This is a genomic window from Luteimonas sp. A649 (genome assembly GCF_054072735.1).
This window is the reverse complement of the sequence record NZ_JBSVRQ010000001.1, coordinates 1,447,946-1,463,235: the sequence shown is the minus strand read 5'-3', so window position 1 is coordinate 1,463,235 and position 15,290 is coordinate 1,447,946. Positions and strand designations below refer to the sequence as shown.

Here is a 15,290-nt window from a genome sequence, read left to right as displayed (position 1 = left end):
ACTGCCGCCGCGGAGTATATTTGGCCTGCCCCTGATTCGCCTTGCTTTGTTTAACGCAGCGAAGTTGCTGTTTCTCAAGCGCTAGCATCAACAGGAGAAAGCTCTGATGAAACGTATCGCATTGGCAATGTTCCTGGCCGTGACCCTGGCATCGTGCGCCACCACGCCCAGGGTCAACACCGACTTCGATCCAGCGGCACAGTTCGCAGGCTTTCGTACCTATACCTGGTTGATGAAGCCTCAAGGCGTTTCGCCGCTGGTGGAGCAGCGCATTGTCGAAGGCATCGACGCGCAGTTGGCCGCCCAAGGCTGGACGCAGGTCGAGAACGGCGATATCGCGGTGGCGGCGCATGTGGCAACCGCCGATCGGATGAGGATAGACACGTTCTACAGCGGCAGCAGTTTTAATCAGTGGGGCTGGAGGGGTCACCAGGGCTGGAGGGGCCACCATGGCGCCATGCATCGGCCTCACGCGACCACGACGACGGTACGGAACTACACGGTGGGTACGCTGATCGTGGACCTGTTCGATTCCGGGACCAAGCAGGCGATCTGGCGTGGGACTGCAGAGCAGACGGTGCCCAGCTCGCCCGACAGGGTGAATACCTCCGTGCAGGCAGGCATCGACAGGATGTTCGCGGACTTCCCGCCTGGCTCTTGAGTGGGACAACGACGTGCATCGCTCGTTGAAATCTTGATTCCGCGGCCGCGCCTGACCCGGCCGGGATTGCTTCGATAGCTGGCGCCCCGGGAACGGGGCGCCATGGCGAAAGCTCCATTACGCGCGGTACGCGAGCGGCGATTCAGCGCGTGCCTTGACGGGCCGGGTGGACAGGATTCTGCGACGTGATCGCTTGCGCCTCGAACCCGGGCAGCGATTCGCGAATGCGCTGGGAAAAATCTTCCGCACCATCCGCAGCCTGCGAAGCGGCATTGATGTGCGAACGCCGGCGCAGTTCCTCGAAGGGCAAGCTTGTGTCGAGGAATCCGGCCTCGTATAGATAGCCATCGATCAGCCCGTTCAACAGGTGGCGGATGTCGAAACCACCTTCCCGGCCCACCTTGTTCGCGTAGCGCACGATGTTGATCGTGCAGCTGTTGCTGAGCAGGTGGTACCACTCCGGTTTGTCGGCGAGCGCATTGATCCGGTCGATGTAGACCAGGAACAGCTGGCGCGCGCGCTCGGGCGAGGTCTGCAGGCGATACAGGAAAACGTCCTCGTCGCGGTGGGTGGTGCGCACGCCGACCAGGTCATGTTCGTCGCCGACCAAGTAGATCAGTTCGAACTGCTTGAACATGGAAGCGATTGGCGCAAAGCTTTCGCCTTGCTCCGGCCGGGTTTCGATCGAGATCGTCACTGGTGGTGCGTTGTCGAAGATGAAGCTCACGAAGGTGTGTCCGACCGGCCCCTTCGCCCAATAGGAAATGAAGAGGTCCACGCCTGTCAGGTGCGAAAGTGATACTTCGCGTTCTTCGTACCGCACGGTGAAATCATCCCGGCTGCGGAAGTCGAAGTTGCGGACACCGGAAATGCGGACCCGGTCGCCGTCAACGACGGCACGCGGCACGACCGCCACTTCCGTGAGCCAGGGTCGGTCATTGGAAGGGGGGATAAGCAACCACCAGACCAGCACAACCGCGAACAACCCGACGAAAGCGAGGCGCGCGCGTGGCTTGCGCGCGAGCCACAATGCCCAGATACCGAACGCCGCAAACGCCAGTGCCGACACCAGCCTCAACCAGTCCCAAGGCAGGTTCGACCAGTAGATCGCCATCGAGCCCCAGGCGAGGACTCCAACGCGAGCGATGAAGCTGATGCCGGTGACCAGCCAGGTGAGTAGCCTGGACAGCCAGGGAGCCAACGACTTACCCGGACGTGATTTCGCAAGCGTCATGGTGGATAGGCCTTTCGATGCTCAGGATCATTGCGGCGATGCCACGCCATGCGCAGGGTTCCATCATGCCTGACCGGACGCAAGGCGGCGCGTGATCCGGCGGTCTCAAAGTTGCGATTCGATCGGCAGCACCCTGGCTAGCCAGGCCAGGATTCGTCGCTGCACGCCCGCTTGCGGATCGCGCGTCCAGACCTGTTTCCCGTCGCTCCAGCGCAGGCGGTTGCCGTGCAGCGTGACCTTCCAGGCGCGTTCGCCCTGCAGCTTCGCATCGAACATGCGCGTCAGTTCCGCCGCCATCACCGGGTCGGCTACCAGCACGCCCTGTTCGGTGTTCAGCGACTTCGAGCGCGGATCGAGGTTGTACGAACCGACGAAGATCTGCTCGTCGTCGACGATCATCGCCTTGGTATGCAGGCTGGCGCCCGATACGCCCATCAGGCCATGTTCGGGGTCGGTCGTACCGACCGGCCTGAGTTCCCACAGTTGCACCCCGCCGCGCAGCAGCGGGCGCCGTGATCGCATGTAGCCACCGTGCACAATGGCAACGTCCGTGGCGGCGAGCGAGTTGGTGAGCACCTGCACTTCCGGTCCGCGTTGGGCGGCGGCGACCAGTTCGGCGGTGCCGCTTGCGGCGGGTACGAAATACGGCGTGAGGATGCGCAGGTTCCGCCGTGCCTGGTGCACGACGGGCAACAGCACGCGCAGCACCTCGGACCGATCAGCCATGTCCAGCCGCTTCTTCTGCGGATCGTCGCTGACGAAGCGCCATTCGGAATGCCATCGCAGGTAGGTCTCGCCCGCAAGCAGCGCATGTACCTGTGGGTCCTCGCGCAGCACGTGCTCGAATTCGCTGGCCCCGAGTTCGACCAGGCTGTCATCGAGCACGCCGCGCATGCGCTGCAATGCCTCCGGAGAAACGGCCCGCGGCGAAAGCTGCGCGATCGGAAAACTGGAGGGCGAGTTCCAGAACGCGTCGAAGGTCGCGCTCACTTCCTGCACCACCGGCCCCGTCATCAGCATGTCGAGGTCGATGAAGTTCACCCCCGTGTGCGCGTCGAAGTATTCGTCGCCGAGGTTGCGGCCGCCGACCAGTGCGATGCGGTTGTCGGCGATCCAGCTCTTGTTGTGCATGCGATGGTTGAGGCGACGGAAGTCGGTGGCGAACTCTCCCCCCATGCGCAACAGTCCGCTGCGGCTGACCAGCGGGTTGTAGATCCGGACCTCGAGGTTGGGGTGCGCATCAAGGGCGGCGAATCCAGCGTTGTGCACGCGTGCCGGGAAGTCGTCTGCAAGAATCCTGACGCGGACACCGCGATCGGCCGCCAGCAGCGCATGCCGGGCCAGCAGCTTGCCGGTCAGGTCGTCTTTCCAGATGTAGGACTGGATATCGAGGCTCGTGGTCGCAGCCTCTGCGCTGTATGCGCGCAGGGCATAGGCCTCGGAACCGGCGGCAACCAGGCGAAAGCCGGACTGGCCGGGATGCCGTGCCTCCATCGGAGCGACCCGCTCGGCGATCGCACCGCTGCTTGCCGGCGCAGGCGCCAGCTCCTCCGGAAGATCCGCGCGCTGCGGCAGCTGCGCGCACGCGGCGAGCAGCAGACACAGCGCGAACGCGATGGAACGATGCACGGCGATCCCCTTCGACCCCGACAGCGGTGTTCCGTCACCCAAGTGAAAGGAACAGCCATGAACGACACTGAAGACAAGCCGCTGCAGTCCGTCCAGTGAGCGCGACTTGGGCTGTCAGAAACTCGACTCCAGGTAGGTATAGATATAGTTCGAACCGCCATCGACGCTGCCCAGCAGGCGCGAGGAGGCGAATATGCCGGACCGGTGCGAAATGCCCAGGCCGAAGTAGGTGTTCTTCCAGCGCTCCGAGCGGAATATGTCGCCGACGTTGACGTCGATGGTCGGGTCCAGGTAGTTCAGCAGCTTGGAGGTGGGGCGCCCGCGCTGCTCCTGGCTGATCACTTCGGTCGATGGCACATGGTTGGCGTAGGAAATGCCGAAGCCGAAGCCGAAGCGTGTATTGACGGAGCGGCTCCACGGGAATCCGTAGTAGAAGGCCTTCATGTAGGCGTCCACTTGCAAGCCATCGGCCTGCAAGCCGTTCTCGTTGCGGTACAGCAGGCCGACATAGCCGTTGAAGTCGAGTGGCCAGCCATTGACCCGTTCCAGGAAGGGCCGGCCGACATGCACGCCGGTCACGCTGGTTGGATTCTCGTGGTCCAGCGAGGTGCAGGACAGGGTCATGATCCTGGCCATGTGGCAGCCCTCGGCCGAGGCGCGGCCGTAGAACACCTTCACCAGTAGCGGTTTCTCGTCGTCGTCCCAGCGGGTGATTGCGGTGCCGAAATCGTAGACCGCGCCGGCGAACAGCGCCGGTTGCAGGTCGTCGCGGATGATGGGGCTGTTGCGTATCTTGCCATCCAGCGCTGTCACTGAAACGCCACCGAGCAGGCGCCAGTTCTTGAGGATGCTGTAGCTGCCGTACAGGCCCAGCGACACGTTGACGCCACTGCCCGGCGCATAGGCCGGACGATCGGGCGTGGCTTCGTGCGGCGCCACGCCGTAGTAGTAGTTGTTGAGGTTGGAATCGCGCAGCGACACCCTGAGGTCGGGACGCAGCAGCCAGCGTTCGCCGCGCCAGTCATACGAGTAGCCCAGGCTCAGTTCGCTGCCATCGGAAATGCCACCAACGTCATGCATCAACGAGGCGCGCAACGTACCCCAGGACTGGGTGTGGCGGTAGGTCACGCCCAGGTCGATGCTGGTGTTGCGTACCTCCATGCCTTCCAGGCTGGGTGTTATCTCGTCTTCCGGAAAACCTTCCAGTCGGCGTCCGAGGAAGGCATCGAAACGATGCACGTCATCGTTGAAGATCTTCACGCCGACGCGGTCGGCGTTGAGGAAAAAACGTTCGCCTTCGTAGAGGTACAGCGGCAGCAGGTCGACGCGGTTGCCGCCGTCGATGTAGGGCGATTGTTCGATGCGTGAAATGAAGCCCAAACCGGCGCTGCCGGGGGTGTCGAGCAGGTCCGCGATGTGATCGGTGCTGGTCTGCGCCTGCACGCCCCCAGCCGCCAGCAAGCCCACGGCCAGCGCCAGCAACGCACGCCCGACACGGCGGGGCGTTGGTTTGCCGGGATTCTGCAGCTCGCTGCGTGACCTCTGGAGTCGAGAGCGCAGAGACGAGTCCGGACACGACATGATCACCACAGCCGATAGATCCCACACCCGACGCACTCCCTCTGCATCAATGCCGGCCCGGAAGAGAAGCATCCGCCTACCGCGATCAAACCGCTTCCGCCCACCTGTCAAGGGGGACGAATGTTGGCATTTTGCATCTTCAGCGACTGACGCGTGCAGTCGTACCGTCCGTAGTAACGCGGACGCGATCGCCAACGCGGTAGTTATGCACCGAACCCGCCTGTGCCACGGCGACCGACTCACCGGTTTCTTCCAGGCGCACGGTGAACTCGACGCCCTCGCTGGTTCTTCCTGCCATGGATCTGCCGGCGGCGGCGCCGGCAACCGCGCCAGCCACCGCACCGGCCACAGGGACACGCCTGCCGCCGCCTATGGCGCTGCCTGCGATACCACCCAAGGCCGCACCAGTCGCAGCGGCAACCCAGGAGCCGTCACTCTGGATGGTCACCGGGCGAATGGCGTCTATGACGCCCCATCGCACGGTGTGTTCGACGCCGGCCTGGCTCGAAGAAAAGGTGCTGCTGCTGGGGGGCGCGGAGGCACATGCAGAAAGCAGGACCGCGAAGGAAAACACAACAGGTAAAGTAAAGTTACGAGAACTTTTCATCACGCTGCCCTCAAATGAATGAGCGAGCCCCGCCTGACTTGAGACCGGGGGAGTTCCGCGCCTTCGATACTTGCACAGTTCCTTGACGAGTCACTTCACGCCGTTTACACAAACCTGAAGGGCGTTTGTGCGTCAGCGCTCAGCCCCCGGGGACGCGTAGCCGGGTGCGGGGACTCGGGGGTATGCCGTAGATGGGCGTCATGTCCGGCCCCTGCACGAGCCCAAGCGGCGCATACCCCGCGTACTGCGGGAACACCTGCCCCAGGCGGTTGTTGCCCATGCGCCGGATCAGCAACTCCGAGAACACCTGCCGGTAGTCCGTAGTGACCGGGATGTCGCCGAAGTAGGGCGAGAGCACCTCGGGATCCAGGCCCGGCCAGTCGCCGTAGAAACGGCGGCCGTTGACGGTATCTCCCAGCACCAGCAGCGGATTGCCATAGCCGTGGTCGGTGCCGCCGCTGCCGTTCTGGCGCACGCGGCGCCCGAACTCCGACTGCACCACCATGGTGACCCGTGACGACTCCCCGCCGGCCGCCATCTCGACGTAGAACGCGGTAAGCGCCTCGGAGAGCTCGGCGATCTTGTTCTGGTAGTAGTTGTAGCCGCTGCCGGCGGTGCCCTGGCCTTCGTGCGTGTCCCAGCCGCCGAGGTCGAGCGTCGCGTAGCGGAGGCCCGTGCCGAAGCGGATCGCCTGCGCCACGGTCCACAGCTGGCGCGCGAAGGTGGTGGTGGGCCAGCCTTCGGGCAGCGTGCCGCTGAAGGGCAGCGTGCGGATGCGCCGCAGCGCGGCATCGCCGGCGCGCGACTGCTGCTCCACCCGGGCACGCCCTGCGACGAAGTTGCCGAGCACGTCGTTCACGCCAAGCACGCCCGCCGGGCGGCCGCCGCCCGATTCGCGCCACTGCCAGGGGCCGGCATTGAGCGCGAACTCGGTGGGGCTGGCCATCGACAGGGCATCGGTGGCGCCAAGCAGGCTTGCAGGCTGTCCGCCGCCGACGCCGAGCAGCGGGATTGCGGCGCCGCCCGCCGGATCACTGCTCCAGGCGCGGGCGAGCCAGCCGGTACCCGAACCCTGGCGTCCCGGCGTGCCGAGGTCGCAATAGAGCTGGGCGTCGAAGTGGCTGCGGGTGATGGTGGTGGCCATGCCGCAGGCATGCACGACCGCCAGGCGGGACTCCTGCCACAGCGCATGCAGGCCCGCGGCCGAAGGGTGCAGCCCGAAGCCGGTGCCGCCGCCGCCCTGCAGGGTCAGCGGCAGCGCCGCATACGCACCGGTGGCGCGGATGGACAGCGTCGGACGGGCCTCCTCGTAATGGCCGCGGTCATTGCCGTCGATCGGCACTACCAGGTTCAGGCCGTCGATGCCGCCACGGAGGAAGACGTGCACCAGGGTGTCGTGCGGCGTGCCGGCGATGGCCGGCGGCGCGTAGAACATCGCGGGCGCGACGCCGGCGATGGCAGCGGTGGCGCAGCAGCCCTTGAGGAAGTTCCGCCGCGAGAGCGTGTGGTCGGCCATGGTGGTCCCTCAGCGGATGGCGAATTCAGGCGACATCAGCAGCAGCGAAACCATGCTGCGCAGGCGGTCGTGGTTGTAGTGACCCTTGAGGTCGCTGCCGCGCCAGGCGTTGTCGTCGGCGATGACATGGCCCGCGGCGGCGCCCTGGCCCATGAAGGCGCGCAGCATCTGCAGCCGTGCGGGCGCTGGAGGTCCTCCCAGCAGGCGCAGGCACCAGTAGTCGACGAGGTTGGCCGCGGTCCAGCTGGGGACGTTCGCGCGGCTGTCCTCGACGATCGGCATCAGGCGCGTGCCGTCATCGCTGGTCTCCGTCAGCCAGCCGAGCATCCGCCAGGTCATGCCGAAGCTGTTGGCACCCGACCAGGCTTCGGCGCGGTCGGGGTAGCCGTTGGGTGCCGGCCAGTCGAAGGGCAGGTGTCCGGTGCCACCGAGGCGCCACATGAAGTCGTCGCTGCGCGCGTGCGCGGGACGCGGCGTGAACGGGCTGGCCGACGCCCGCAGCGTGGCGGCGATGATCTCGGAGGGCCGGCGCCGCTTGTTCTGGCGGCCGTCGCGCACCTCGGGTGAGCGCAGGATGTGGCGCAGCACGATCCGGATCTGGTCCTGGTCCTGCCAGTGCGCGCGGAACAGCGCCGCGGCGCTCGCGACCAGCGCCGCCGGTGCCGCGTCGCCGGCGAAGTGGCGCACCAGCTTGCGGCAGATGAAGCGCGCCACGCGCGGGTGGCTGGCGATGCGGTCGAGCACGTCGCGCCCGTCCTTCATTGCCGGCTGCTCGGGCGGCAGGAACATCCCCAGCACGTACTTCGGCCCGGTGTCGTGCCAGGCCGCGCGGTACACGAAGCTGCCGTCGTTCTCCGCGGGGAACTGCCAGTGCCCGTTGCGCACCGACCAGCCGGTGAACGCGGCCGCCGCCTCGTACACGTCGATGTCGGTGTAGCCGATCGGGTAGGCCGGATCCTCGGGGCAGGGCGGCACCTGGGCGGGATTCATGAAGCCCAGGTAGTTCTCGGTGCCGAAGGTGTGCAGTTCCAGCAGTTCGCGGGCGAAGTTCTCGTTCGGACCCGAACGCATGTTCGACAGGTTGTCGAGGTAGTACAGCATCGCCGTGCTGGTCGCGACGCCCTCGAGCATGGTGCGGAAGTTGCCCAGCGCATTCGCGCGGATCGCGTCGCGGCTGTAGGCCACGAACACCGGGCCGCCGGTGTAGTCGCTGCCGGTGACGTGGAAATGGTCGTGCCAGAACGTGGTCACGCGCTCCTGCAGCTGGCGCTTCGAGAACGCGGCGCGCACCATCCATGCCCGCTGCGATTCCCAGGCTGGGAGCATGCGAACTTCCCACGGCGGACCGCTGGCGACATGGTCCGTCCACAGCTGGGCCAGCGATTTCCCCAGCGTGGAATAACCGGCCGATGCCACCCTGGCCTCGATTGCGGAGTCGTCAATCGCCTCCCATGCGAGTTGCTGGTCGATCAGCGCTTCGTAGCGCGCGATGTCGTTGCCGCCCAGTGCGTCGAAGGCCTGCCTGGCACCGGGGAAGATGCCGTAGCCGAGCCGGGTCCAGGCGCGCACCCAGGCCGGCGCCGGCGGAAGATGGAGCACGGGATCCTGGCCGCGGCCCTGGCCGCCGTCATCGGGCCGGTTGCCGGGCGGCGGCAGGTCCGGCGGCGGCCGCATCGCCAGGCGCCGGATGTCGTGCCCATGGCGCTGCAGCAGCGCACGGTCGATGGTCTCGCGGCTGGGCGCCGCCGTGATGCGTGCCATAGGATTCCCCCGACGCGATCGTCGCTCCGCCCAGACTATCGCCCAAATCAGGCGCTCCGGGTGTGATCGGGAGCAGGTATCGGGCAGCAGGCGGGAGGGCCGCCGAGCCGTCCTGCAGCGGCCTCAGCGCCGGAAGGCGGCGTGCCGGTGCCAGGCATCGACGGGGGTGTCGTGGTACTGCCGGAACCAGTGCTCGGTCGACAGCCACGTCCACAGGCCCGCCAGCGACCCCTTCCCGCTGCGCCAGCGGTCGAACGCGGCGGAGGCGACGTCGGCTTCGAACACGCCGCGTTCGCGGAACCGGCGCGAGCCGATGATGTCGCCGGCGTATTCGACGCCGAACGTGCGCAGCCATTCGTTCGCGGGCGTGGGATACCCCTGCTTGTCGCGGCGGTCGAGGATCTCGTCGGGCACCGTGCCGCGCATCGCATTGCGCAGGACCACCTTGGTGACCCCGTTGTCGATCTTCTGTGCGGCGGGCAGGGCGATGCCGTACTCGACGAAGGCGCGGTCCAGGAACGGCACCCGGCTCTCGATCGAGAACGCCATGCTGAAGCGGTCCTCGGCCTGCAGCAGTTCCGGCAGGCGGGTGGTGGTGAGGTCGCTCAGCAGATGGGTGTCGAGGTTCGAGAACGCGCGCCGTGCCAGCGCCTCGGCCGATGGGGATGACTGGGCGCGCAGTTCGGGGCTGAGGAAGCCGTCGTCGAACGCGGCGCCGCGGCCTGCGACGCGCGCCGCGCGGCGCAGCCAGTCGGGCCAGAACGGCGTGGCCAGCTCCCGCCACAGGGCCTGCCGCGAAAGATCGCCCTGCTGCGCGCGGAAACCTTCGAAGTTGCGGCGCAGGCCGGGCACGCGCCCGGCGAGCAGCAGCTCGCGCAGGTAGGTCGGGTAGTAGCGCGGGTAACCGGCCAGCAGTTCGTCGGCGCCCTGGCCGTTGAGCACGACCTTGATGCCGCCGGCGTGCACCGACTTCATGACTTGCCACCACGAGTACACGCTGCCGCCCCAGACCGGCTCTTCGTAGTGCCAGGTGGAACGTTCGAGCACGTCGACCAGGTCGCGCCCGTCCGGCGAGGTATCGGTGCCGTCGAGGTTTCCGACCTGGCCACGCAGCGCATGGATGTAGCGCGATTCGTCGTGGACCGTGCCGGGGTAGGTCACGGAGAACGTACGCAGTGGATTCGCCGTTTCGCGCGCGGCGAGCGCCGCGAGGGTGCCGGAGTCGAGCCCGCCGCTGAGGCAGGCGCCGACCGACACGTCACTGCGGAGGTGCGAGCGCACGGCCTGGGTGATCTGTTCGCGGAAGCGTGCGGCGTGGTCCCGGGGCCGATCGTCGCGTGCGGCCAGCGCGTCTTCGGCGTTCCAGTAGCGCGAACGCACGAAGCGACCATCGACCAGCACCGCGTTGTGCGCCGGTGGCAGCTGGAGGACGCCGTCGAAGCAGGTGGTTTCGCTGCTTGCGCGGACCCGGTAGACCAGCTGCAGTCGCAGTGCCTCGTGGTTCGGCCGCACTGCAACCAGTCCGCTTGCGAGTACTGCCTTGATCTCGGATCCGAATGCGAAGCCGGCCGTCGTCAGCGTGTAATAGAACGGCTTGATGCCGAGCCGGTCGCGCGAGCAGAACAACCGCTGACGCGCCGGCTCCCAGATCGCGAAGGCCCACATGCCCTCGAAGCGCTGCACGCAGGCTTCGCCCCACTGCCGGTAGGCGGCCAGGATCACTTCGGTGTCGGTGGTGGAGCGGAACGCGTGGCCGTGGCCGATCAGTTCGTCGCGCAGTGCCTCGTGGTTGTAGATCTCGCCGTTGAACACGATCCACAGCGAGCCGTCGCCGTTGGGCATCGGCTGGTGGCCGGCCGGCGACAAGTCGACGATGCTGAGGCGGCGATGCCCGAGGCCGACGTGGCCGTCGACATGGACGCCGGCATCGTCAGGACCACGGTGCGCGATCAGGTCGGTGAGGACGCCGATGCTGTCCGCACTGACGCTCGCGCCGTCCAGGCGCACGATACCGGCGATTCCACACACGGGCGATCCTTGGCGTGACAGGGGCGGGACGGATCGACGCCCTTGTCCGACGCATCAATCGCACTGGAACCAACGTGATCCGGCGGACAAGCCGGTCAACGCGGAGCGCCGCCCGGGCCCGTCAGCCCAACCCGAAGGCGTGGAAGATGCCGATGATCGCGAACATGCGGCGGCGCGGCCATGGTGTCCTGCGACGGCAGCGCGCTGCAGGTTCCCGCAGTCGACAACTAGACTGCCCGCGAGGGCCAGCTTCTTCGGTTAAACCGATGCTGGTCAGCAGTCAGTGAGGGTAAGTATGAAGATCGCTCTTTTGTTGGTTTCTTCGCTTCTCGTTGCGACGCTCGCAATGAGCAGCGTGGGGCCGCTGGCCCTCAGACCACCCCGAACGCGTAGAAGACACCAATGATCACGAACACCGCGAGGGTCTTGATGATCGTGATCGCGAAGATGTCCTTGTAGGCCTGGCGGTGGGTCAGGCCGGTGACCGCCAGCAGGGTGATCACCGCGCCGTTGTGGGGCAGGGTGTCCATGCCGCCCGAGGCCATCGAGGCCACGCGATGCAGGACTTCCATCGGGATGCCGGCGGCCTGCGCGTTGGCGATGAAGGTGTCGGCCATCGCGGCCAGCGCGATCGACATGCCGCCCGAGGCCGAGCCGGTGATGCCGGCGAGCGCGGTGACCGTGACCGCTTCGTTGATCAGCGGATCCGGGATCGCGCCCAGGGCATTGGCCACCAGGAGGAAGCCGGGTAGCGCCGCGATGACGGCGCCGAAGCCGTATTCCGACGCGGTGTTCATGGAGGCCAGCAGCGCGCCCCCGATGGCGGACTTCGTGCCCTCGGCGAAGTGCGTGAACACCGTTTTCCAGGCAAAGACCATCACCGTTGCGATGCCGATCAGCAGCGCGCCCATCACCGCCCAGATCGCGGCGATCTTCGCCACTTCCTGCACCACCGGCGCCGGGTTGCCGACCACGGCGGGGATGAAGCTGTGGCTGTCGCCGTACCAGCCCGGGATCAGCTTGGTCAGGACCAGGTTGGACACGCCCACCATCACCAGCGGCAGCAGGGCGATGAACGGATGCGCCAGCCGGCTTCCGACGAAGGGCTCGGGTTCGTTGCGGAGCAGGGTCGGGTCGCCGTAGCCCTCGCCGGCGCGCTCGGCCACGCGCCGCCGCCAGTCGAGGTAGGACAGGCCGACGGCGAGGATGAAGACGCCGCCGATGGTGCCCAGCACCGGCGCCGCCCAGGTGTCGGTGCCGAAGAAAGCGGTCGGGATGATGTTCTGGATCTGCGGCGTGCCCGGCAGCGCGTCCATGGTGAAGGTGAACGCGCCGAGCGCGATGGTGCCGGGGATCAGGCGCTTGGGAATGTCGCTCTGGCGGAACAGCTCGGCCGCGAACGGATACACCGCGAACACCACCACGAACAGCGACACGCCGCCGTAGGTCAGCAGCGCGCAGACGATCACGATCGACAGCATCGCGCGCTGCGCGCCGACCACGCGGATGGTGGCGGCGACGATCGATTTGGAGAAGCCCGAGATCTCGATCAGCTTGCCGAACACCGCGCCCAGCAGGAACACCGGGAAATACAGCTTCAGGAAGCCGACCATCTTGTCCATGAACAGGCCCGTGAACATCGGCGCCACCAGCGAGGGGTCGGTGAGCAGCACCGCGCCCATGGCCGCGATCGGGGCGAACAGAATCACGCTGTGGCCGCGGTAGGCGACATACATCAGGAAGACCAGCGCGGCGAGCACGATCAGGAACGACATCGGGGATCCCTTGCGGTCGCGCGGCGCGCGACTCCACGGACGACAGTGTTCCCGCCGGGCGCGGCCACGGCCCATTGTCCGAAGGTACGATGCCGCCGCAGCGGTCCCCTCCCTAGTCTTGTCACCACGCGGCAAATCGGCCGCGCGCAACGAAGATTCCAGGGGATCACATGAAGCCTGTCCATATTCGCGCCACCACCCTCAGCCTGGCGATCGTCGTGGCCCTGGCCGCGCCGGGCCTGCACGCGCAGGAATCCGATGCCGACCAGGCCCCGTCCGCGCGCAGTGCCACCGAACTCGACACCATCACCGTGACCGCCCGCCGCCGCACGGAATCGATCATGGACGTGCCGGTCGCGGTCAGCGCCTTCGGCGAGGAGCAGCTCAAGGACCTCCAGGCCAGCGACGTCAGCGGCCTGCAGGGCGCGGTGCCGAATCTCAATATCGTGCAGGGCCGCGGCTCGGCGAACAGCGTCAACGTCTTCATCCGCGGCATCGGCCAGCCCGACGCGCTGCAGAGCTTCGACCCCGGCGTGGGCATGTACGTCGACGACGTCTACTACTCGCGCATCAACGGCTCGATGTTCTCGCTGTTCGACGTGCAGCAGGTCGAAGTCCTGCGCGGCCCGCAGGGCACCCTGTACGGCAAGAACTCCACCGGCGGCGCGATCAAGATCACCACGCGCGATCCCTTCGACCACAGCGGCGGCGCGGCCGAGCTGACCATCGGCGACTACGGCCGCCAGGAAGTGCGCGCCTACGCCAGCGGCCAGTTGAGCGACACCGTGGCCGCCAGCGTCGCCGCGGCCTCGATCCGCAACGACGGCTATGTGCGCGACAGCGTCACCGGGCGTCACTACAACAACGACGACACCCAGGCCATCCGCGCCAAGATCGCGTTCCAGCCCAGCGACACCTTCCGCGCGACGCTGTCGTTCGACCACACCGAGCAGGACGTCGCGCCGACCATGGGCCGGCCGATGGCGCCGCTGCTGCAGACCGACCTCGGCCTGGGCGTGGTGGTGCTGCAGCCGGGCGAGACCGGTGAGTGGAACCACCGCTCGCAGACCTCGTTCATGGCGCCCGGCCACGGCCAGAAGCTTGAGCACTCCGGTGCCTCGCTGGCCATGGAGTGGGACATCAACCAGCAATGGCTGTTCAAGAGCATCACTTCGCACCGCCGCCTGAAGACGGACTCGTTCATCGACATCGACGCCAGCGAATTCGAGCTTGGCGACGTGCTGGTGTCGCTCGACCAGGAGCAGACCAGCCAGGAGTTCCAGCTGCAGTACGACAACGGCAGCAACCTGCAGGCCACCTTCGGCGCGTACTACATGCGCGAGGACGTGCCCTCCTACCAGGAGGCCTATGCCGACGACCTGTTCGCCCTGTTCGGCGCACCGCTGTCGTTCCTGCGCACCATCGACGATGACCTGACCACCACCAGCGTCGCCGCGTTCGCCCACGCCAACTGGGAGTTCGCCCCGACCTGGACGCTCGCCGCCGGCGTGCGCTGGACGAAGGACGAGAAGGAATACGACCGGACCACCAGCACCTTCTGGGGCGCGCCCTTCTCGGGTATCAACGAGACCGTCGCCTTCCAGGCCAAGGCCAGCTGGACCGCGGTCACTCCTTCGGTGAGCCTGCAGAAGGCCTTCAGCGACAACGTCATGGGCTATTTCTCCGCCAACCGCGGCTTCAAGTCGGGTGGCTTCAACGGCCGCGCCAACACCGTGTACGACACCCAGAACGCGAAGTTCGATCCCGAATACGTCTGGACCTACGAGCTCGGCCTGAAGGCCGCGTCCGATGACGGCCGCCTGCGCGGCAGCGTCGCGGCGTTCAAGAGTGACTACAGCGACTTCCAGGCCCGCGTCTCGCAGGACGTCGGCACCTTCCCGGTGCTCAACGCCGCCGAACTCGACATCGTGGGCATCGAGTTCGAGGGCAGCGCGCTCTTCGGCGAGGCCACCATGCTCAGCGCGCAGGTGGGCTGGCTGGATGCCGAGTACGACCGCTTCGACGACTTCCGCCTCGATCCGACGTACCCGGGCTTCGATCCGAACCTCAACCACGACCACGTGCCGTTCTCGCCCGACCTGACCGCACGCGTCGCGTTGCAGCAGGGCTTCTCGCTGGGCGATGCGGGCCACCTGGGCGTCGGCGTGGATGCGTCCTACCGCGGCAAGACCTGGCTGTCGGTGGACAACCGCGACGTGCTGAGCCAGGGCGCGTACACCCTGTACGGCGCGTTCGGCGTGTGGGATTCGCCGCAGTACACCTGGCAGGTCCGCGCCGGCGTGCGCAACCTGACCGACGAGGTCTACAAGACCGAAGGCCAGGAGTTCGCCAGCGTCGGCAACATCCAGACCGCCTACTACGGCCTGCCGCGCAACTGGTACATGTCGGTCCGCTACAACTTCTGACCGCCACCGTTCCATGCGGTGATCACGGCGGCGGGCTTCGGCCCGCCGCTGCGTTATGCTCGATGCCCACGG

At 66.8% G+C, this 15,290-nt stretch carries 11 protein-coding genes and 1 pseudogene; 3 read left to right on the top strand and 9 right to left on the bottom strand.

Features of this window, described 5'->3' with window-relative positions:
* The first annotated feature begins 106 nt into the window (after positions 1-106).
* Positions 107-661 (top strand): DUF4136 domain-containing protein, encoded by a 555-nt coding sequence (locus ACW5E8_RS06755; RefSeq protein ID WP_456964697.1) that lies wholly within the window; start codon positions 107-109, stop codon positions 659-661.
* A 142-nt stretch (positions 662-803) separates the two neighbouring features.
* Here ACW5E8_RS06755 and ACW5E8_RS06750 read toward each other — a convergent pair whose 3' ends face one another.
* The 5 genes and pseudogenes from ACW5E8_RS06750 to ACW5E8_RS06730 form a co-directional block, all read right to left on the bottom strand.
* Complete coding sequence (locus ACW5E8_RS06750) at positions 804-1,895, bottom strand: lipoprotein N-acyltransferase Lnb domain-containing protein (RefSeq protein WP_456964696.1); 1,092 nt, start codon at positions 1,893-1,895, stop codon at positions 804-806.
* A 105-nt stretch (positions 1,896-2,000) separates the two neighbouring features.
* The gene (locus ACW5E8_RS06745) at positions 2,001-3,524 is read right to left on the bottom strand and encodes a phospholipase D-like domain-containing protein (protein ID WP_456964695.1); all 1,524 of its coding nucleotides are present in this window, start codon (positions 3,522-3,524) and stop codon (positions 2,001-2,003) included.
* Positions 3,525-3,638: 114 nt separating this feature from the next.
* On the bottom strand, positions 3,639-4,967 hold the full coding sequence (locus tag ACW5E8_RS06740; protein WP_456964694.1) for a MipA/OmpV family protein: 1,329 nt from the start codon (positions 4,965-4,967) through the stop codon (positions 3,639-3,641).
* Between the two features lie 277 nt (positions 4,968-5,244).
* A complete protein-coding gene (locus tag ACW5E8_RS06735) occupies positions 5,245-5,403 on the bottom strand; it encodes a hypothetical protein (RefSeq protein WP_456965290.1) in 159 nt (52 codons plus the stop codon).
* A gap of 9 nt (positions 5,404-5,412) precedes the next feature.
* Positions 5,413-5,553: pseudogene (locus ACW5E8_RS06730) on the bottom strand (hypothetical protein); the annotation flags it as partial.
* Between the two features lie 16 nt (positions 5,554-5,569).
* Here ACW5E8_RS06730 and ACW5E8_RS06725 point away from each other — a divergent pair.
* Positions 5,570-5,734, top strand: a complete 165-nt coding sequence (locus ACW5E8_RS06725; RefSeq protein WP_456965289.1) for a hypothetical protein — start codon at positions 5,570-5,572, stop codon at positions 5,732-5,734.
* Between the two features lie 117 nt (positions 5,735-5,851).
* On the opposite strand, the gene ACW5E8_RS06720 is transcribed toward ACW5E8_RS06725, so the two are convergent.
* The 4 genes from ACW5E8_RS06720 to ACW5E8_RS06705 form a co-directional block, all read right to left on the bottom strand.
* Entirely contained in the window at positions 5,852-7,228 is a 1,377-nt protein-coding gene (locus ACW5E8_RS06720; RefSeq protein WP_456964693.1) for a DUF1501 domain-containing protein, read from the bottom strand.
* A gap of 9 nt (positions 7,229-7,237) precedes the next feature.
* A complete protein-coding gene (locus ACW5E8_RS06715) occupies positions 7,238-8,989 on the bottom strand; it encodes a DUF1800 domain-containing protein (protein WP_456964692.1) in 1,752 nt (583 codons plus the stop codon).
* A 123-nt stretch (positions 8,990-9,112) separates the two neighbouring features.
* A complete protein-coding gene (gene asnB, locus ACW5E8_RS06710; protein ID WP_456964691.1) occupies positions 9,113-11,017 on the bottom strand; it encodes an asparagine synthase (glutamine-hydrolyzing) in 1,905 nt (634 codons plus the stop codon).
* 371 nt (positions 11,018-11,388) lie between these two features.
* Positions 11,389-12,792, bottom strand: a complete 1,404-nt coding sequence (locus ACW5E8_RS06705) for a GntP family permease (protein WP_456964690.1) — start codon at positions 12,790-12,792, stop codon at positions 11,389-11,391.
* Positions 12,793-12,962: 170 nt separating this feature from the next.
* On the opposite strand from ACW5E8_RS06705, the gene ACW5E8_RS06700 reads away from it, so the two are divergent.
* On the top strand, positions 12,963-15,218 hold the full coding sequence (locus ACW5E8_RS06700; RefSeq protein WP_456964689.1) for a TonB-dependent receptor: 2,256 nt from the start codon (positions 12,963-12,965) through the stop codon (positions 15,216-15,218).
* Positions 15,219-15,290 lie beyond the last annotated feature (72 nt).